This is a genomic window from Rhodovulum sp. ES.010 (genome assembly GCF_900142935.1).
Classification (GTDB): Bacteria; Pseudomonadota; Alphaproteobacteria; order Rhodobacterales; family Rhodobacteraceae; genus Rhodovulum.
Window position 1 is genome coordinate 2338308 of the sequence record NZ_FSRS01000001.1, and the last position, 18938, is coordinate 2357245.

Sequence of the window (18938 nt, forward strand, 5' to 3'; positions counted from 1 at the left end):
TGATACACCTCGCACACCATCGACGAGGCTATCGGGGTCATGAGTTCACAATGTGTCAGGATTCGTGATTATCCGGGTAACGATCTGGGCAGAGATAAGACGGCAGGACCAGTCCCCGCGCCCGGTCTCCGCCCTTTGACGGCGCGCGCCGCCCCGGGGCCCGGGCGGGTTTTCCACGCGACCAGGACGACCGCCGTTCCGCGCCCCTCCGCGCGCGGCGCTCAGAACCGGTCGAGCAGGCGTCGGAGATATTCCAGTTCGAGATCGGGGCGTTCCTGTTCGCCCGAGCGGCGGCGGATCTCGTCGAGAAGCTCGCGCGCGCGGCCGTAGACGTCCTCGCCCTGCAGCATCTGCTCGTCGGAGCCGACCCGGCCCATCGCGCCCTGTTCGCGGCCCAGCGGGTCGCGGCGGTCGCCGGCCTGGGCCTGGCCCATGCCCTCGCCCTGCTGACCCGGCTGCTGGTTCTGCGCGATCGCCTCGCCGAGATTGCGCATCCCCTCGCGGAGCGCCTCCATCGCCTCGGCCTGGCTGTCGAGCGCCCCGGCGAGGTCGTCGCCCCTGAGCGCGTCCTCTGCGTCGTCCATGGCCCGGCCGGCGCGGTCGAGGGATTCGCGCGCCGCCTCGCCCTCGGGCGAATTGCCGAGACCGGGCAGGCCCTGCTGCTGACGCTCCAACTCGCGGCGGAGGGCGCGTTGCCGGTCGGCGAGGCTCTGGCCCAGATCACCCTCCTGGCCCTGGGTGCCGGGCTGTTGCCCCTGGCCTTGGCCCTGCCCCTGGCCGAATTGCTGGCCCTGACCTTGCTGACCCTGGCCCTGCTGGCCTTGTTGCCCCTGTTGCCCTTGCTGACCCTGCTGACCTTGTTGGCCCTGCTGGCCGGGGTTGAACTGGTCCTGAAGGTTGCGGAACGCCTCGTCGCTGAGGCCCTGCTGATCGCGCAGGGTCTCGGCCAGACCTTCCATCGCCTGCTGGCCGGGGCTTTGCTGGCCGCCCTGACCCTGGGTGACCTGCATGTTCTCCATCATCTGGCGCAGCATCTCGAGCAGTTGCTGCGCCTCGGCCATGCGGCCCTCTTCCATGAGTTGCTGGAGCCGGTCGAGCATCTGCTGCAACTGGTCGCCGGTGATCTCCTGCATGTTCTGCTGGTTCTCGGCCTGCTGCTGGCCGTCCTGCTGCTGTTGCTGGGCGAGCTGGCGCATGTAGTCCTGCATCGCCTCGCGCAACTCCTCCATGAGCTCGGCGATCTCCTCGTTGGTGGCGCCGTTCTTCATCGCCTCGGCCAGCCGCTCCTGCGCCCGGCGCAGGCGTTCGGCGGCATCCGACAGGTCGCCCTCCTCGATCAGCACGGCGATGTTCCACAGCGCCTCTGCGATCTCGGCCTGCGCCTCTTCGGTCAGCCCGGCACCGACCCCGGACTCCAGCCGGCGGATCGCCACGCGCAGTTGCAGATAGGCGCCCTCGTCGCGGAACACCTCGTCGGGCCGGTGGCTGACCGCGCGCAAGAGCCGGGCCACGCGCGGGCCGTTGTCGCGCGTCCACAGCAGGTCGCGGCGCTGCTCGATCACGGCGCGGGCCAGCGGGTCGAAGAAGCGCCGGCCGGGCAGGGTCATCGCCTCGGGGGCGCTCTGCCCCTCCTGCCCCATCGCGTCCTCGGCGCTCAACACGATCTCGACCGGAAGGCCCGACCAGGGGTGCCTGGACAGGTTTTCGACCAGCACCTCGCCGAAATCGCTGCGGTCGCCGGTGATCGTCATCGGCAGGTCCAGCACCAGCGGCGCGCGCGGGTCGGGCGCGGGCACCAGGCCGTAGCGGCGTTCGACGGCGTCGAGGTCGAGCGTTATCTCCGCGCGCCCGGCGACGACGCCGTAATCGTCCCGCGCCGCGAAGGGCTGGCGCATCTCGCCGTTCGCCTCGACCTGCACCTCGCCGTCCAGCGCGATCTCGGGGGGCGTGTCGGGGGTCAGCACGATCTGCCAGCTGCGCCCGCCCGGCCCCTCGATGGCAAGCTCGCCGGGGCGCACCACGTCGAAGCTTTGCGCCATGGCGTCGGCGCCCTCGGGGCCGGTCTCGGCGACCGGGCGGCCCGACACCGTTTCACGCACGTCGAGCGCCCCGACCTCGCCATAGAGCCGCAGGGTCAGGCGGCTGCCATGGGGCACGGTCAGCGTCGCCTGCTCGATGTCGTTGAGGTAGAGGCTGGGCTTGGCGGTGTAGGCGGGCGGCTCCACCCAGCCTTCCCAGGCCGGGCCGGAGGCGAGCGCGGCCCCGCCCTGGCCCGCGACCTCGCCCACGCTGGCGACACGCCAGAGCGAGCCGAAGATCAGCGCGACGGTGAAGGCGGTGAGCGCCACGTAACGCAGTGCGTAGGGATCGCGCGCAGACATCCGCAGGTCGGGCGAGACGGCCCTGGCCGCGCGGGCGCGGTCGGCCATGCGGGTCACATGGGCGCGCCAGACCGCCTCGGAGGCGCTGTCGCCGGCGCCGATCGCCTGGCTGTCGGACAGCGCCGCGATCGGCCGGCCGGGCAGCGTCCGGTCCAGCCGGGCGAGCGCCTCGGCCCGGCTCGGCCAGTGAAAGCCGCGCACGCCCAGCACCAGGACCGTGAGCGCCGCGACCGCCGACAGCCCGAGCCCGGCCAGCACCCAGCCGCGCGGCACCATCTCGTGCACGCCGAAGGCCAGCAGCGCGCAGACGATCAGCAGAAGGCTCGCCAGCGGCCAGAAGGCACGGGCCAGCCGTTCGGCCACCATGCCGGCCCGCGTCAGACGCAGCGGCCAGCGCAATTTGCGGAGGGCGGTTTCGGGGCTCGGCGTCCGGTCGGTCATGCTCCCATCCCGTGGCAGACCGGCGGCAGTGCCGGTCAGAGCCACTCGGGAATGGTATCGCGGTTTATCATCTCGTCAAAGGACGGGCGCGGGCGAATGACGGCGACGTGATCCCCGTGAACGAGCACTTCGGGCACCAGCGGGCGCATGTTGTATTCCGAGGCCATCACGGCGCCATAGGCCCCGGCCGAGCGGAACGCGACCAGCTCGCCCTCCGCCAGGGGCGGCAGCATCCGGCTTTTCGCGAAGGTGTCGCCGCTTTCGCAGACCGGGCCGACGATGTCGAACGGGGTCCGCTCGACGCCCGCCTCGGGCTCGACCACGGGCACGATATCGTGATGGGCGGCATACATCGCCGGGCGCACGAGGTCGTTCATCGCGGCGTCGAGGATCAGGAAGTTCCGGCCCTCGCCTTCCTTCAGGTAGATCACCCGCGCCACCAGGATGCCGGCATTGCCCGCGATCAGGCGGCCCGGCTCGATCTCGATCTCGCAGCCGAGGTCGCCCACGACGCGGCGGACCATCGCGCCGTATTCCAGCGGCAGCGGCGGCGCGGCGTTCGACCGTTCGTAGGGGATGCCCAGGCCCCCGCCGAGGTCGAGCCGGGTGATCTCGTGCCCGTCGGCGCGCAGCGCCTGCGTCAGCTCGGCGACCTTGCCGTAGGCCATCTCGAAGGGTTCGAGCGAGGTCAGCTGGCTGCCGATATGGACGTCGATGCCGACGACCTTGAGCCCCTTGAGCGTCGCGGCATGGGCATAGACCTCGCGCGCCCGCGCGATGGGGATGCCGAACTTGTTCTCGGCCTTGCCGGTGGCGATCTTCTCGTGCGTCTGGGCGTCGACATCGGGGTTCACCCGCACGGTGATCGGCGCGACGGCGCCCATCGACAGCGCCACCTCGTTCAGCGCGGCCATCTCGGGTTCGGACTCGACGTTGAACTGGCGGATGCCGCCTTCGAGCGCGAGGCGCATCTCTTCGCGCGTCTTGCCGACGCCGGAAAACACGATCCGCTCGCCCGGGATGCCGGCGGCGCGCGCCTTGCGGTATTCGCCGCCCGAGACCACGTCGACCCCCGCGCCGAGATCGCCCATCAGCTTGACCACGGCGAGGTTGGAATTGGCCTTCATCGCGTAGCAGACCAGGTGATCGGTGCCCGCCAGCGCCTCGTCGAACAGGCGGTAATGCCGGGTCAGGGTGGCCGCCGAATAGCAGTAGAACGGCGTGCCGACCCGGGCCGCGATCTCGGGCAGGGGAACGTCCTCGGCGTGGAGGACGCCGTCGCGGTAGAGGAAATGATCCATTCGGGGGCTCCGGCGTCAGGCGGTCCCGGCCTTTGCGGGCCGCGAGCGGAGGAAAAGGTAGAGCGGCAGCGCGCAGGACACCCCGATCCCGATGGCGAGGATCGCGACCGGCCCCAGCCAGTCGCGGCGCTTGATGCTGTCGGCGACGATCCAGACCACCAGCGCGATGGCGGTGATCGTCAGGTCCCAGACCAGCCCGGTGGTGCTGTCGTTGACATACCACGCGTCGATCATGCCCGCGAAATCCTGGCCGTTGGCGAAATACCAGCTCAGGAAATAATACATCGGGTGAATGGCGCCCCAGATCGCGAGCGCCAGAAAGATCAGTCTCATCGGCGACATCAGCGGTTTCCTCCTGTCACGCCAAACTCGGCCGTGCCGGTGACGGTGATTGCGGGTGACGGCCCGGCGGGGCGTTCGGGCGGGCCGTCGGCGCCGCACCCGGCGAGCAGGGCGGCCAGCAGCGACGCGCGCAGAAGTCTAGAAGCCAAGGCGAATCCCTCCCCTGCCCAGCCCCACGCGCACCGGCAGGCCGCGCGGCGCGACCGAGGCGGTGGCGCCGCCCGTGCCCACGGTGACATCGGTGCTGGCGGTGTCGATCACCCGAACCGCGGCGGCCGGGCCGGACGGCCCGCCCGCGACGGTGACGTTGCCCGAACTGACCCGGCCCGCGGCCTGGCCGTCCGGGGTGACGGCGACCTGCCCCGAGGGCGCGCCGCAGGCGGCGAGCCCCGTCAGCACCATGGCCGCCAGTCCTCTCATCCGAGCCGTTCCTTCCAGCGCGCGATCTGCGCCCGCACCTGGGCGGGCGCGGTACCGCCATAGCTTACACGGCTGGCGACCGAGTTGTGCACCCCCAACACGTCGAACACGTCTTCGCAGATGCCGTCATGCACCAATTGCAAGTCGGCCAGCGTCAGGTCCGGCAGGTCGCAGCCCTTGGCCTCGGCCATCGCGACCAGCCGCCCGGTGACGTGGTGCGCCTCGCGGAAGGGCAGGCCGAGGTCGCGCACCAGCCAGTCGGCGAGGTCGGTGGCGGTGGAAAACCCGCTGGCGGCGGCGGCCTCCAGCGCGGGGCGGTTCGCGGCCATGTCCCTGACCATGCCCTCCATCGCGGCGAGCGCCAGCATCAGGTTGTCGGCCGCGTCGAAGACCTGTTCCTTGTCCTCCTGCATGTCCTTGGAATAGGCCAAGGGCAGGCCCTTCATCACGGTCATCAGCGCCACGTTCGCCCCGAAGATGCGCCCGATCTTGGCGCGGATCAGCTCCGCCGCGTCGGGGTTCTTCTTCTGCGGCATGATCGAGGAGCCGGTGGAGAAGCGGTCGCTGAGCGCAACGAAGCGGAACTGCGCCGAGGACCAGATCACCAGCTCTTCGGCGAAGCGCGACAGGTGCATCGCGCAGATCGAGGCGGCCGAGAGGAAGTCCAGCGCGAAATCGCGGTCGCTGACCGCGTCCAGCGAATTCGCGCAGGGCCGGTCGAAGCCCAGCGCCGCGGCCGTCATCTCGCGGTCGATCGGGAAGGAGGTGCCGGCCAGCGCCGCGGCGCCGAGCGGGCATTCGTTCATCCGGGCGCGCGCGTCGGCAAACCGGCCCATGTCGCGGCCGAACATCTCGACATAGGCCATCATGTGGTGGCCCCAGGTCACCGGCTGCGCCGTCTGCAGATGGGTGAAGCCCGGCATCACCCAGTCGGCGCCGACCTCGGCCTGGTCGACCAGCGCGCGGATCAGCGCCTCCAGCCCGGCGATTGCGGCGTCGATCTGGTCGCGCACCCAGAGCCGGAAATCGGTCGCCACCTGGTCGTTGCGCGAGCGCGCGGTGTGCAGGCGGCCGGCCGGTTCCCCGATGGTCTCCTTCAGCCGCGACTCGACATTCATGTGGATGTCCTCCAGCGCCGAGGAGAACACGAACTTGCCCGACTCGATTTCTGACAAGACCGTGAGCAGCCCTTCCCGGATCGCCTCGGCATCCGTATCGCTAAGGATGCCCGTGGCCGCCAGCATCGCGGCATGGGCCCGCGAACCGGCGATGTCCTGGGCCGCGAGCCGCTGGTCGAACGAGATCGAGGCGTTGATCGCCTCCATGATCGCGTCCGGCCCGGCGGCGAAGCGCCCGCCCCACATCGCGTTGGATTGGTCCTGGGTCATGGGAAAGGCCCTTCGGAGGAATACATGTCGTTGATCAGGTCGCTCGTGCTCTACACGGCCCTCGCGCTCGGTGCAAACGCCGCTCTTGCCGGCACGGCGGCGCTGGAGGCGCTGCGCGAGGGCGGCATGAAGAAGCTGAACTTCCACGCCGCGGCGCGCCCCGTGCCCGAGGCCGTTCTGATCGACGCGACGGGCGCCGAACGGGACCTGTCGGACTATCGCGGCCAGTGGGTGGTGCTGAATTTCTGGGCCACCTGGTGCGCGCCCTGCCGGCACGAACTCCCCGCGCTCGACCGGCTGCAGGCCGAGTTGGGCGGCGACAGCTTCGCCGTGGTCACCGTGGCGACCGGACGCAACTCGCCGCAGGGCATCGACCGGCTGTTTTCCGAGCTTGAAATCCGGCATCTTCCGAAATGGCAGGACAAGGACTCCGCGCTCGCCCGGCAGATGGCGGTGATGGGCCTGCCGGTAACCGTGATCCTCGACCCCGAGGGGCGCGAGATCGCGCGCATGCAGGGCGACGCGGAATGGGACAGCGACAGCGCCAAGGCGATCGTGGCGGCGCTGTTGGACGGGACATGAGGCGGCTGGCGGCGGCGTTCGCGCTGGCGCTCGCGCTGCCCGCAATGGCGGCCGGAGCGATGGAACCGATCACCAAGAAGACCGCGCGCGACTGGTCTTTCCTGAGCGACCAGGTGATGGGCGGCGTGTCCGACGGCCGCGCCGCCTATGCCGAGGAGGGCGAGACGGGCTTCCTGCGCCTCACCGGCGATGTCAGCACCGAGAATCGCGGCGGGTTCCTGCAGATGCGGCGCGATATCGACCCGCCCGAGGGGGCCGAGGGACTCGTTCTGAAGGTGCGCGGCAACGGCGAGCGCTATTACGTGCACCTGCGCACGCGGGGCCTGAAGATGCCCTGGCAGTTCTACCAGGCGCCGTTCGAGACCTCGGCCGACTGGCGCGAGGTCCGCATCCCGTTTTCGGCCTTCGCGCCGAAAGGCGGGTTCCAGCGTGCCACCCTGCGCCCCGGCACCGTCGAAAGCCTCGGCATCGCCGCCTATGGCCGCGACCATGTTGCGGATGTGTCCGTGGCCGGGGTCGGCTTCTACTGACCGAGCTCCGCCACCTGCGCATGGCGCGGGCAGGTCACGAGATGGTCGTTCACCATCCCCACCGCCTGCATGAAGGCATAGGTGATGGTCGGGCCGCAGAACCGGAAGCCGTGGCCGCGCAAGTCCTTCGACACGCGGCGCGAAAGCGGCGTCTCGGCGGGCACCTCGTCGAGCGTGGCGAAGCGGTTCTGCACCGGGCGGCCGTCGACATAGCGCCACAGGAGGTCCGAAAACCCCTCGCGCGATTCGATCTCGAGCCAGGCGCGGGCGTTGCCGATGGTGGCCTCGATCTTGCCGCGATGGCGCACGATTCCGGGGTCGGCCAGCAACCGCGCGACCTCGGCCTCGCCCCAGCCCGCGATCACCTCCGGCTCGAAGCCCGCGAAGGCCGCGCGGAACGCCGCGCGCTTTCTGAGAATCGTGATCCAGCTCAGGCCCGCCTGGAATCCGTCGAGAATCAGCTTCTCGAACAACGCCCTCCCGTCGCGCTCGGGCATGCCCCATTCGGTATCGTGATACGCGACATAAAGCGGATCCGTTCCGCACCAGCCGCACCGCTCTCCCATCGAAATCTCCTTGAAACACGGGCCATTGGCCCCGAAGCCCCAAGTTATGACGAATTGGAACTAAATACGAACATTCATTCCGCTTTAACCGCAGGAGGCCCATCAGGGTCGGGCCGAAGCGGAGGGACAGCATGCCGAGCGCCAAGATCGAACCGAATCTCACCGTCGAAACGGGCCAGGACAGCCCGCTTTCCGCGGCCATCACGCAGCGCGACCGCGACATCATGCAGACGGTGCAAAGCGCGATCAGGCGGCGCGAAGTGCTCTTGGCGTTTCAGCCCGTCGTGCAGGCCGTCGAACACGGCCAGACCGCCTTTTACGAGGGGCTGATCCGGGTGATCGACGAGTCCGGCCGGGTGATTCCCGCGCGCGACTTCATCGACACGATCGAAACCACCGAACTCGGCCGGATGATGGACTGCCTCTCGCTGGAAATGGGCCTGATCGCGCTCGCCGAGGCCCCCGATCTCCGGCTCGCGGTCAACATGTCCGCCCGCTCCATCGGCTATCCGCGCTGGAAGAAGATCCTCGACCAGGGCCTTGCGCGCGACGACACCATCGCCGAGCGGCTGATCCTCGAGATCACGGAAAGCTCGGCCATGGTCATGCCCGACCTCGTCACCGTGTTCATGCGCGACCTGCAATCGCGCGGCATCGCCTTCGCGCTGGACGATTTCGGCGCGGGCTACACCGCGTTCCGCTACCTGCGCGAGTTCTACTTCGACATCCTCAAGATCGACGGCCAGTTCATCCGCGGCATCGCCGACAATCCCGACAACCAGGTGCTGGCCTCGGCGCTGATCGCCATCGCCCAGCATTTCGACATGTTCACCGTGGCCGAGAACGTCGAGACCGCGCGCGACGCCGCCTGGCTGGCGGCCTCGGGAATCGACTGCATGCAGGGCTTCGCCTTCGGCGCGCCCTCGCTGGTGCCGCCCTGGCGCGAGGGCCGCGAGAAGCGCCGCGCCTGACACCGCGCCACGGCGCCGCGGCGGGGCGGCAAGCCATTGCCGACACGTTCTCTTTGCCGCCTGCCTTCCCCCCATGAGGGGGTGCCTTTCCGCGTCCGCATCCCCTATAGTCCGCCGCGATACGCCACCTGAGGGGGAAAGGACCAGAACCCATGACCAACGTCGTCATCGTCTCGGCCGCGCGCACGCCGGTCGGCAGCTTCAACGGCGCCTTCGCCACCGTGCCGGCCCACGACCTGGGCCGCGTGATGCTCGAAGCGCTGGTGGAGCGCGCCGGCATCGACACGTCCGAGGTGTCCGAGACCATTCTGGGCCAGGTGCTGACCGGCGGCCAGGGCCAGAACCCGGCGCGCCAGGCGCATATCAATGCCGGCCTGCCCATCGAATCGGCCGCCTGGGGCATCAACCAGGTCTGCGGCTCGGGCCTGCGGGCGGTGGCGCTGGCGGCGCAGCACATCCAGCTGGGCGACGCGCAGATCGTGGCCGCGGGCGGGCAGGAGAACATGACGATGAGCCCGCATGTCGCCAACCTGCGCGCCGGCCACAAGATGGGCGACATGAAGTTCATCGACTCGATGATCAAGGACGGGCTGTGGGACGCCTTCAACGGCTATCACATGGGCCAGACCGCCGAGAACGTCGCCGAGAAGTGGCAGATCAGCCGCGAGCAGCAGGACGCGTTCGCGCTGGCCAGCCAGAACAAGGCCGAGGCCGCGCAGAAGGCGGGCAGGTTCAAGGACGAGATCGTGCCGGTGACCATCACCCATCGCAAGGGCGAGACGATCGTCGAGGACGACGAATACATCCGCCACGGCGCCACCATCGAGAACATGCAGAAGCTGCGCCCCGCCTTCGCCAAGGACGGCTCGGTCACCGCGGGCAACGCGTCGGGCATCAATGACGGCGCGGCCGGCGTGCTGGCGATGAGCGCGGAAGAGGCCGAGAAGCGCGGGCTGGAACCGCTGGCGCGCATCGTCTCCTACGCGACCGCGGGGCTCGACCCGTCGATCATGGGCACCGGTCCGATCCCGGCCTCGCGCCGCGCCCTGGAGAAAGCCGGCTGGAAACCCGAGGACCTGGACCTCGTCGAGGCGAACGAGGCCTTCGCCGCCCAGGCCTGCGCGGTCAACAAGGACATGGGCTGGGACCCCGAGATCGTGAACGTGAACGGCGGCGCCATCGCCATCGGCCACCCGATCGGGGCCTCGGGCGCGCGCGTGCTCAACACGCTCCTGTTCGAGATGAAGCGCCGCGACGCCAAGAAGGGGCTCGCGACGCTGTGCATCGGCGGCGGCATGGGCGTCGCGATGTGCGTCGAACGGCCCTGACGCCGGGCACGACGGAACGGGCGCGCAATATTGTTGCGCGCCCTCTTCATTTTCCGTAACACCATGTCCGACACACCGGCACCCATTCTGGAGGAATCATGGCAAGAGTTGCACTCGTCACCGGCGGCACCCGTGGCATCGGCGCGGCGATCTCGAAGGCGCTGAAGGACGCGGGCTATTCGGTCGCCGCGACCTATGGCGGCAATGACGAAGCCGCGAAGAAGTTCACCGACGAAACCGGCATCCCCACCTTCAAGTGGAATGCCGCCGACTACGATGCCTCCAAGGCCGGAATCGAGAAGGTCGAGGCCGAGCTGGGCCCCATCGACGTGGTGGTCGCCAACGCGGGCATCACCCGCGACGCGCCGTTCCACAAGATGACGCCGGAGCAGTGGAAAGAGGTGATCGACACCAACCTGACCGGCGTGTTCAACACCATTCACCCGGTCTGGCCCGGCATGCGCGAGCGCAAGTTCGGCCGGGTCATCGTGATCTCGTCGATCAACGGGCAGAAGGGCCAGTTCGCGCAGGTCAACTATGCCGCGACCAAGGCGGGCGATCTGGGCATCGTCAAGTCGCTGGCGCAGGAGGGCGCGCGTTTCGGGATCACCGCGAACGCGATCTGCCCGGGCTATATCGCGACCGAAATGGTGATGGCGGTGCCGGAAAAGGTGCGCGAGGCGATCATCGGGATGATCCCGGCCGGCCGCCTCGGCGAGCCCGAGGAGATCGCGCGCTGCGTCACCTTCCTCGCCTCGGACGAGTCGGAGTTCATCAACGGCTCGACCATCTCGGCCAACGGCGGGCAGTTCTTCGTCTGAGGCGCCGTGCGCCGCCGGCCTCCGGCGGGGATATTTGAAGCCAGAAGAAGGGGGGGAGCGGCGCTCTCCCCTTTTTCGTCGGCCCGCGGGTGCACGCGGGGAACGGTCTGGCCGGCCCGCCGGTCCCGCGTTATGGCTCGGCGCATGTCCCGTAACCGCGCAACCGCCACCGGCTTCGTCGCCGTTCTGCTCTGGGCGCTGCTGGCGCTCTTTACCGTGGGGTCCGCGCCGGTGCCCCCGTTTCAGCTGAACGCGATATGCTTTGCCATCGGCGGGGCGCTCGGGCTCATCTGGGTGGCGAGGACGGGCGGGGCGCAGGCGCTTCGCGCCGTGCCGCTGAGGGTCTATCTCTTCGGCACGGCGGGGCTCTTCGGCTATCACGCCTTCTATTTCTCGGCGCTGCGCCTCGCACCGCCGGCCGAGGCCGGGCTCATCGCCTATATCTGGCCGCTGCTGATCGTGCTGTTCTCGGGGCTTCTGCCCGGCGAACGCCTGGGGGCGGGCCATGTGCTGGGCGCGGTGACGAGCTTTGCCGGGGCGGCGCTGATCGTGGCGAAGGGGGGCGCGGGCTTCGACGGCGCGGCCCTGCCGGGCTACGGGTTCGCGGCCCTGTGCGCGCTGACCTGGTCGAGCTATTCGGTGCTGTCGCGTCGCCTGGGCGCCACGCCGACCGCCACGGTCGCGGTGTTCTGCCTGGCCAGCGCCGCGCTGTCGCTGCCGTTCCATCTGGCGTTGGAGGACACGGCCTGGCCGACCGGGCCGATCGGATGGCTCAGCGTTCTGGCGCTCGGTCTGGGGCCCGTCGGGCTGGCGTTCTATGTCTGGGACATCGGCGTGAAGGGCGGCGACATCCAGCTTCTCGGCGTCGCGAGCTACGCCGCGCCGCTGCTGTCGACGCTTGTCCTTGTCGGGGCGGGCATCGCTGCGCCGACCCCGACCCTTTTCGCCGCCGCGATCCTGATCACCGGCGGGGCAGCGCTGGCCGCGCGGGCCAGCGCCCGGCTGGCTCAGCCGTGAGACAGCCGTTCGATCTGTTCCTTGATCCGGAGCTTCTGTTTCTTGAGTTCGGCGATTTGGAGGCCGTCCGCCGCGGGCGTTCGCTGCGCCTCTTCCACCTGTTCCGAGAGAGCCTGGTGTTTCCTGCGGAGTTCCTGCAGATGCGAACTCAGGTTCATGGGAATGCTCCTCTCCTGGTGCCGTTAGGGGAGTTAAGTGCACCACGAAAACGCCGTCTTGTCACGCCCTTGAAACCGGCGGATTCGCGCTTAACGGGTTCGGGTCAGGCCGGCCAGGCCAGTGCGGCGCCCTGTCGCAGAACCGCGAGGATCGCCGGGGCGTAGCTTTCGCCATCGCGCTCGTGGCGCTCTCCTGCGTGCAAAATCAAGGCATTATGCAACCGGAAGGCGCCTCGCCCGCCCTTGCGCGCGCGCAGCAGCGCGAGCTTGGGGGAACGCCCCGGCCGCGGTGCAAGCGGCAGAACCTCGATACTACCTAAACGTGCGGACTCGGCCGCCGACAGCAGTTCGGGCAGGCGTTCGATTCGCTGGATGGCGGTGAGGCGACCGCCGGGCACCAGCCGCCGCGCGGCGATGCCGAACCACAGCGCGAGCGGCGTATCCTCGCCCAGCGCCCGCTCGCGGCCCGGCTCGGGCGCGCGACTGCCCCGCTCGCGCCGGTGATAGGGCGGGTTGGCGATCACGTGGTCGAAGCTGCGCGCCCTCAGCGGTGCGGGCAGCGTCGCGAGATCGGCGGTCGTCACCTCGAACGCGATCCCCGTCTCGGCGGCATTGCGGCGGGCCAGCGCGGCGTAGGCCTCTTGCAGTTCGACGCCCGCCAGGTCCAGCCCCGGCAGGCGGGCGCCGAGGCACAGGCTCGCCACGCCCACCCCGCAGCCCAGTTCCAGCACCGACTGGCCGGGACGCGCCGGAACGGCGGCCGCCAGGAGCACCGGGTCGATGCCCGCCCGATAGCCTTTCTCGGGCTGCCAGACCGCGAGCCGCCCCCCCAGAAACAGGTCATGCGTCAGGCCGTCTGCCACGCTCAGTCGCCTTCGCTGACCTCGATCCCGTTGTCGCGCAGAACCGCGCGGGCCAGGAACAGGTCCCGGTCCGCCACCATGATCCGGCGCGGCAATACGCCTATTGATCCTTCCAGCACGCTCATGTGGACATCCATATGAAAGCAGTCTATCTCCTCCCCCTGGAGCAGCGCCGAGACATACGCTATGAGCGTCGGGTCATTGGTGCGTATCAGTTCTTTCATGCCAGCGACTTAAGGGCAGAAACTCCCCTTTGTCGAGAAACCTGACGAGGCCGTGATGGGCTTGGACGACGCAATCAGCAAACCGCATGAGCGTCTGGGTGCGCTGCTTTCGGGAGAGATGGCAGAGGTCGACCGGTTGATCCGCGAGCGGATGCGGTCGGAATACGCCCCCCGGATCGACGAGGTCGCCGCCCATATCGTGGGCGCGGGCGGCAAGCGGCTGCGGCCGATGCTGACCATCGCGGCGGCGCGGATGTGCGGCTATGACGGCCCCTATCACGTCTACCTCGCGGCGACGGTGGAGTTCATCCATACCGCCACGCTCTTGCACGACGACGTGGTGGACGAAAGCGGCCAGCGGCGCGGACGGCCCACCGCGAACCTTCTGTGGGACAACAAGTCCAGCGTTCTGGTGGGCGACTACCTGTTCGCGCGGTCGTTCCAGTTGATGGTGGCGCCGGGCAATCTGCAGGTGCTGGACATCCTCTCGAACGCCGCCGCGGTGATCGCCGAGGGCGAGGTGCTGCAACTGACCGCGGCGCGCGACCTGAAGACGACCGAGGAGATCTATCTGAAGGTGGTGCGCGGCAAGACCGCCGCGCTGTTCGCCGCCGCGACCGAGGTGGGCGGCGTGATCGCGGGGATGCCCGAGGAACAGCAACGCGCGCTGCATACCTATGGCGACGCGCTGGGGGTGAGCTTCCAGATCGTCGACGACCTGCTGGATGTGGCGGGCGACGCCAAGACGACCGGCAAGAACATCGGCGACGATTTCCGCGAGCGCAAGCTGACGCTGCCGATCATCAAGACCGTGGCCGCCGCCGACGACGACGAGGAGCGCGCCTTCTGGAAGCGGACCATCGAGAAGGGCGACCAGCGCGAGGGCGACCTGGAGCACGCGCTGTCGCTGATGGCCGGGCACGGCGCGATCGCGGCGACGCGGGATGACGCGCTGGCCTGGTCGGCGCGGGCCAAGGAGGCCCTGACCCACCTGCCGGACCACGAGATCCGCGACATGCTGAGCGATCTGGCCGATTACGTGGTGGCGCGGATCAGCTGAGCGCGCGCGTCTCTGCCCTGTAGGGGCTCGCGGCGGCGACCCACCACCCCGGCGCGCCGGTCCCGATCAGACGGGCCGCGTCCTCGGCCTGGTCGCGGGTGTCGTAGAGTCCGAAACAGGTCGCGCCCGAGCCGGACATGCGGGCCAGGTGGCAGCCCTCGGTCGCGGCGATCACGTCCAGAACCTCGCGGATCACGGGGGCCTGCCGGCGGGCCGGCGGCTCCAGGTCGTTGCGCTGTTCGCGCAACCAGTGCGCCATGACCGCGGCGCTGGACCAGCCGGGCGGGTGCGGCATCGGCGGGTTGTCCTTGCGCGCCAGGGCCTGGAACACCGCCGGCGTCGAGACCTCGACGCCCGGATTGACCAGCAGGAGGCCCATCCGCTCGGGCAGCTTCGGCCCCGCGACGATCTCTTCGCCCACGCCGCGCATCCGCACCGGCCGCGGGTCGAGACAGACCGGCACGTCGGCGCCGAGGCCAAGCACCGCGACGTCGGACGGCAAAGGACGGCCCCAGAGCGCGGCCAGCCCGCGCAATGCCGCCGCCGCGTCGGACGATCCGCCGCCGATGCCGGCCGCGGCGGGCAGGTACTTCTCGAGCGTGATCGCCGCGCCCTCGCGGCCCCCGAACAGCTCGGCCGCCCGCAGCACGAGGTTGCGCCCGTCGGTGGGCACGCCCTCGGCGCGCGGGCCGGTCACCCGGAGCGTCAGGGACTCGGCGGGGGCAAAGCGCAGCCGGTCCCCCGCATCGGCGAAGATCACCAGGCTGTCGAGCAGGTGATAGCCGTCGGCCCGCTGCCCGGTGACATGCAGGGTCAGGTTGATCTTGGCGGGCGCGAAGGCCTCAACCGTCATTGGCGGCACTGAGGGGCGGCGCCCCCTCTTCTTCCAGGACCCGGTCGAGGCCGACCTCCAGCTTGCGGCGGATGCGCTCGGCCTCCTCTTCCTCGGGGTCGAAGGACAGCGCCCGGCGCCACTGGAACCGGGCCTCGGTCTTGCGCCCGACCGCCCAGTAGACGTCGCCGAGATGGTCGTTGACGATGGGGTCGATCGGCATCAGTTCGGCGGCGCGCTCCATGTGCGGCACGGCCTCGCCGTAACGGCCCAGCCGGTAGAGCACCCAGCCGAGGCTGTCGGTGATGTAGCCGTCGCCGGGGCGCGCCTCTACCGCGCGCTCGATCATCCCGAGCGCCTCGTCGAGATTGGTCTGCATCTCGACGAAGGAATAGCCCAGATAGTTCAGCACCTGCGGCTGGTCCGGCTGGAGTTCCAGCGCCTCGCGGAAATCGGCCTCGGCCTCGGGCCACATGTCGAGCCGTTCATGCGCGATGCCCCGGGCGTAATAGACGATCCACTGGGGCTGGGCGGGGTCCTCGAACAGCGCGATGGCGGCGTCATAGGCCTCCAGCGCCGCGTCGTAACGTTCCTCGCCGCGCAGCGTGTCGCCCAGGGTGACATGCACGATGGGCACGTCCGGGAAATCCTCGGTCAGGCCGCGCAGCACCGAGATCGCCCCCTCGACATCGCCCGCCCGGCGCATCGCCTCGGCACGGCCGAGTTCGGCGGCGTAGAAGGCCGGGTCGTCGGAGGGCACGTGCGCGTAGGTCTCGATCGCGAGCTCGTAGCGTTCCTGGGCTTCGAGCAGCGTGGCGGCCAGCAGGATCGCGTCGGCATTCGACGGCGCCAGGTATTCGGCCAGCCGCGCATACATCAGGGTATAGCTGTCGACCGCATCCCCGTTGAGCGCGCCGGCCACAGTGTAGAGCACCTCGGACGCGCCGTCCGTAGCATCCCGGACGATGTCGAAGGCCAGCGTTTCACCGGCGGCGAGCCGCGCGCGGAGCCCCGCGATGCCGGGGTCGAGTTCGATCCCGAAGGTTGCATCGATCAGCTCGATCGCGGCCCCGTTGCGCTCGAGTTGGCTGAGCACCTGGGCGTGCGCGATGATGCCCCGGCGGGTGGCCCGCAACGGCCCCTCGGCCTCGCCCGACAGGATCCGGTCGGCGCCCTCGAAATCGCCGGCCGCGGCCAGCGCAAGCGCCTTGTGATAAAGCCCGAACGCCTTGAGCCCCGTCGTCTCGGCCGCCGCGTCGAACGCCGCGAGCGCCTCGGACATCTGGCCTTCGCCGAAATGCGCCCACGCCGCCAGCAGGGCATCCACCAGCGGCGCGGTCTTCCGGCCCGCCTCCAGGTCGGCCAGGAACTGCGCCCAGTCGCCGCGCCGGGCCTGCTCGACCACGATCACGAGGTTCGCCATCTGGCTGGTATTGGCGCCGGATTCGAGCCGGCGGGCCACCGGCACGGCCTTGTCCACCTGGCCGAGGCCGACATAGGCCGTCAGGGCGTTTTCCAGAAGCCGCGGGTTCGACGGGTCGCGCACCAGCGCCTCGCCGTAATACTGCGCCGCGGCGCGGTAGTCGCCGTACATGCTGGCGTGGCGGGCGGCGAGATAGGCCCCGGAAAGCCCCTGCTGCGCCTTCGCGGGCATCGCCAGCATCAGAACGGAAAGCCCCGCAGCGGCGGCGATGGCAAGGCGCGGGCGGTCAGACGTCAAGATGGAACTCCGGTCGGCATGCGCGACAAGGTAGAGCCCGCGGCGCCGCAAGGCAATGCGCACGCCCCGGCCCCGCGGGGAAAGGGCGTTGCCGTCGCGCGGAAGTTACATGTTCGGATAATTCGGCCCGTCGCCGCCCTGCGGCGTCACCCAGTTGATGTTCTGGCTGGGATCCTTGATGTCGCAGGTCTTGCAGTGCACGCAGTTCTGGAAGTTGATGACGAATTCCGGCTTGCCGTCCTTCTCGACCACCTCGTAGACGCCCGCCGGGCAGTAGCGCGTGGCCGGTTCGGCGTATTCCGGCAGGTTGACGTCGATCGGGATCGACGGGTCCTTGAGCTGCAGGTGGCAGGGCTGGCTTTCCTCGTGGTTGGTGAACGAGGACGCCACGTTGGTCAGCCGGTCGAAGCTGAGCACCCCGTCGGGCTTGGGATAGTCGATCTTCTCGAAATCCCCGGCCTTGCCGGTATGGGCCGCGTCGGTCTTCTGGTGGTGGAGCGTGCCCAGCGGGTTCCGGCCGGTGAGGTTGGCCACCCACATGTCGAACCCGCCCAGCGCGGTGGCCAGGAAGTTGCCGTAATGCGACCAGAGCGGCTTGACGTTCTTCACCCGCTTGAGGTCCTTGGCGATGGGGCCCGCATGCAGCGCGGTGTCGTAGTCTTCGAGCGTATCGCCCGAGCGGCCCGCCTTGATCGCCGCGACCGCGGCCTTGGCCGCCTCGATCCCCGACATCATCGCGTTGTGGTTGCCCTTGATCCGGGGCACGTTCACGAGCCCCGCCGAACAGCCCAGCAGCACGCCGCCGGGGAAGGCCGCCTGCGGGATCGACTGGTAGCCGCCCTCGGAAATCGCCCGCGCGCCGTAGGCGATGCGCTTGCCGCCCTTCAGAAGGTCCGCGACGATCGGGTGATGCTTGAACCGCTGGAACTCCATGTAGGGGTAGAGATACGGGTTCTCGTAGTTCAGGTGCACCACGAAGCCGATGAAGAGCTGGTTGTTCTCGGCGTGGTAGATGAACGAGCCGCCCCCGGCATTGCCGTTGAGCGGCCAGCCCATGGTATGTGTGACGGTCCCCTCACGGTGCTTGGCAGGGTCGATCTCCCAGACTTCCTTCATGCCGATGCCGAATTTCTGGGGATCGCGCCCCTCGGAGAGACCGAACTTGCCGATCACCTGCTTCGACAGCGAGCCGCGCACGCCTTCGCCGAGGAAGACGTACTTGCCGTGCAGTTCCATGCCCGGTTCGTAGTTCGGCCCCGGCGTGCCGTCGGGGTTGCGGCCGAACTCGCCGGCGACCACGCCCTTCACCCGGCCATCGTCACCCCAGACGATTTCCGAGCACGCCATGCCGGGGAAGATCTCCACCCCCAACGCCTCGGCCTGTTCGGCCAGCCAGCGGCAGACATTGCCCATCGAGACGATGTAGTTGCCGTGGTTGTTCATCAGCGGCGGCATCAGCCAGTTGGGGAAGCGCATCTTGCCCGCCTCGCCCAGGAAGATGAAATTGTCCTCCTTGACCGGCACGGTCACCGGCGCGCCGCGGTCCTTCCAGTCGGGGAACAGCGCGTCGAGGCCGACCGGGTCGAGCACCGCGCCCGACAGGATATGCGCCCCCACCTCGGAGCCCTTTTCCAGCACGACGACATCGAGATCGGCGTCGAGTTCCTTGAGCCGGATCGCGGCCGACAGGCCCGACGGCCCCGCCCCCACGATCACGACGTCGTATTCCATGGATTCCCGTTCGATCTCGGCCATCAGACTTCCCCTCTCGACGGGCATCCGCGCCGCCGCGGTTAATACATCCCGCAAACCGTTAGCGCAGCGCGCCGTCCAATTCAATTGCGACGCAACATCATCTCGCTGCTACGCGGCATGGCGCGGTCCGGCGTCTTCCTGGGGGCGGCGGAAGCACGCCCGGCGCCCGACCTGACCCCTTGCAATCCGCCGCAAGCTCGGTTCAGGTGTGGGGCGAAGCCGAGCGGAGGCGGGCCGG

The 18938-nt window shown here is 69.3% G+C and carries 19 protein-coding genes; 7 read left to right on the forward strand and 12 right to left on the reverse strand.

Annotation, left to right across the window (positions count from 1 at the left end; all coding sequences use genetic code 11):
- Positions 1 to 221 precede the first annotated feature (221 nt).
- From BUR28_RS11430 to argH, 5 genes are all read right to left on the reverse strand, one after another.
- Positions 222 to 2822, reverse strand: a complete 2601-nt coding sequence (locus tag BUR28_RS11430; RefSeq protein ID WP_074220240.1) for a TIGR02302 family protein — start codon at positions 2820 to 2822, stop codon at positions 222 to 224.
- A 35-nt stretch (positions 2823 to 2857) separates the two neighbouring features.
- Positions 2858 to 4123: a diaminopimelate decarboxylase gene (gene lysA / locus BUR28_RS11435; protein ID WP_074220241.1), complete on the reverse strand. Its 1266-nt coding sequence runs from the start codon at positions 4121 to 4123 to the stop codon at positions 2858 to 2860.
- Between the two features lie 15 nt (positions 4124 to 4138).
- Positions 4139 to 4465, reverse strand: coding sequence for a DUF2834 domain-containing protein (locus BUR28_RS11440; protein WP_074220242.1), 327 nt, complete (start codon positions 4463 to 4465; stop codon positions 4139 to 4141).
- A 138-nt stretch (positions 4466 to 4603) separates the two neighbouring features.
- The gene (locus BUR28_RS11445; RefSeq protein ID WP_139307562.1) at positions 4604 to 4885 is read right to left on the reverse strand and encodes a hypothetical protein; all 282 of its coding nucleotides are present in this window, start codon (positions 4883 to 4885) and stop codon (positions 4604 to 4606) included.
- The gene (gene argH / locus BUR28_RS11450; RefSeq protein WP_074220244.1) at positions 4882 to 6273 is read right to left on the reverse strand and encodes an argininosuccinate lyase; all 1392 of its coding nucleotides are present in this window, start codon (positions 6271 to 6273) and stop codon (positions 4882 to 4884) included. Before argH ends, BUR28_RS11445 begins: the two co-directional genes overlap by 4 nt.
- 24 nt (positions 6274 to 6297) lie before the next feature.
- Here argH and BUR28_RS11455 point away from each other — a divergent pair, with 24 nt between their 5' ends.
- Positions 6298 to 6855 carry a TlpA family protein disulfide reductase gene (locus BUR28_RS11455; RefSeq protein ID WP_074220245.1) on the forward strand — a complete coding sequence of 186 codons (558 nt, stop codon included), beginning with the start codon at positions 6298 to 6300 and terminating at the stop codon, positions 6853 to 6855.
- Positions 6852 to 7385, forward strand: coding sequence for a CIA30 family protein (locus BUR28_RS11460; protein WP_074220246.1), 534 nt, complete (start codon positions 6852 to 6854; stop codon positions 7383 to 7385). Before BUR28_RS11455 ends, BUR28_RS11460 begins: the two co-directional genes overlap by 4 nt.
- On the opposite strand, the gene BUR28_RS11465 is transcribed toward BUR28_RS11460, so the two are convergent.
- Positions 7379 to 7951: a DNA-3-methyladenine glycosylase I gene (locus tag BUR28_RS11465; protein ID WP_074220247.1), complete on the reverse strand. Its 573-nt coding sequence runs from the start codon at positions 7949 to 7951 to the stop codon at positions 7379 to 7381. The genes BUR28_RS11460 and BUR28_RS11465 overlap by 7 nt on opposite strands.
- Positions 7952 to 8082: 131 nt before the next feature.
- On the opposite strand from BUR28_RS11465, the gene BUR28_RS11470 reads away from it, so the two are divergent.
- The 4 genes from BUR28_RS11470 (at position 8083) to BUR28_RS11485 (ending at position 12088) form a co-directional block, all read left to right on the forward strand.
- Positions 8083 to 8922, forward strand: a complete 840-nt coding sequence (locus BUR28_RS11470) for an EAL domain-containing protein (RefSeq protein WP_074220248.1) — start codon at positions 8083 to 8085, stop codon at positions 8920 to 8922.
- A gap of 152 nt (positions 8923 to 9074) precedes the next feature.
- Entirely contained in the window at positions 9075 to 10250 is a 1176-nt protein-coding gene (locus tag BUR28_RS11475; protein ID WP_074220249.1) for an acetyl-CoA C-acetyltransferase, read from the forward strand.
- A 98-nt stretch (positions 10251 to 10348) separates the two neighbouring features.
- Positions 10349 to 11071 carry an acetoacetyl-CoA reductase gene (gene phbB / locus BUR28_RS11480; RefSeq protein WP_074220250.1) on the forward strand — a complete coding sequence of 241 codons (723 nt, stop codon included), beginning with the start codon at positions 10349 to 10351 and terminating at the stop codon, positions 11069 to 11071.
- 144 nt (positions 11072 to 11215) lie between these two features.
- Complete coding sequence (locus BUR28_RS11485; RefSeq protein WP_074221617.1) at positions 11216 to 12088, forward strand: aromatic amino acid exporter YddG; 873 nt, start codon at positions 11216 to 11218, stop codon at positions 12086 to 12088.
- On the opposite strand, the gene BUR28_RS11490 is transcribed toward BUR28_RS11485, so the two are convergent.
- The 3 genes from BUR28_RS11490 to BUR28_RS11500 all read right to left on the reverse strand — a co-directional run bounded on the left by BUR28_RS11490 (position 12079) and on the right by BUR28_RS11500 (position 13333).
- Positions 12079 to 12246, reverse strand: a complete 168-nt coding sequence (locus BUR28_RS11490) for a YdcH family protein (RefSeq protein WP_074220251.1) — start codon at positions 12244 to 12246, stop codon at positions 12079 to 12081. The two genes, BUR28_RS11485 and BUR28_RS11490, sit on opposite strands and share 10 nt — an antisense overlap.
- A gap of 104 nt (positions 12247 to 12350) precedes the next feature.
- On the reverse strand, positions 12351 to 13109 hold the full coding sequence (locus BUR28_RS11495) for a tRNA1(Val) (adenine(37)-N6)-methyltransferase (protein WP_254813735.1): 759 nt from the start codon (positions 13107 to 13109) through the stop codon (positions 12351 to 12353).
- A gap of 2 nt (positions 13110 to 13111) precedes the next feature.
- Positions 13112 to 13333: a putative signal transducing protein gene (locus tag BUR28_RS11500; protein ID WP_074220253.1), complete on the reverse strand. Its 222-nt coding sequence runs from the start codon at positions 13331 to 13333 to the stop codon at positions 13112 to 13114.
- Positions 13334 to 13388: 55 nt separating this feature from the next.
- Between BUR28_RS11500 and BUR28_RS11505 the strand changes: the two genes are divergently transcribed.
- Positions 13389 to 14393 (forward strand): polyprenyl synthetase family protein, encoded by a 1005-nt coding sequence (locus BUR28_RS11505; RefSeq protein WP_074220254.1) that lies wholly within the window; start codon positions 13389 to 13391, stop codon positions 14391 to 14393.
- Here BUR28_RS11505 and BUR28_RS11510 read toward each other — a convergent pair.
- The 3 genes from BUR28_RS11510 to BUR28_RS11520 all read right to left on the reverse strand — a co-directional run bounded on the left by BUR28_RS11510 (position 14386) and on the right by BUR28_RS11520 (position 18700).
- Positions 14386 to 15246, reverse strand: a complete 861-nt coding sequence (locus BUR28_RS11510; RefSeq protein ID WP_074220255.1) for a 4-(cytidine 5'-diphospho)-2-C-methyl-D-erythritol kinase — start codon at positions 15244 to 15246, stop codon at positions 14386 to 14388. The genes BUR28_RS11505 and BUR28_RS11510 overlap by 8 nt on opposite strands.
- Entirely contained in the window at positions 15236 to 16888 is a 1653-nt protein-coding gene (locus tag BUR28_RS11515) for a tetratricopeptide repeat protein (protein WP_083626798.1), read from the reverse strand. Before BUR28_RS11515 ends, BUR28_RS11510 begins: the two co-directional genes overlap by 11 nt.
- Before the next feature lie 162 nt (positions 16889 to 17050).
- Positions 17051 to 18700 (reverse strand): electron transfer flavoprotein-ubiquinone oxidoreductase, encoded by a 1650-nt coding sequence (locus BUR28_RS11520; protein WP_074220256.1) that lies wholly within the window; start codon positions 18698 to 18700, stop codon positions 17051 to 17053.
- Between the last annotated feature and the right edge of the window lie 238 nt (positions 18701 to 18938).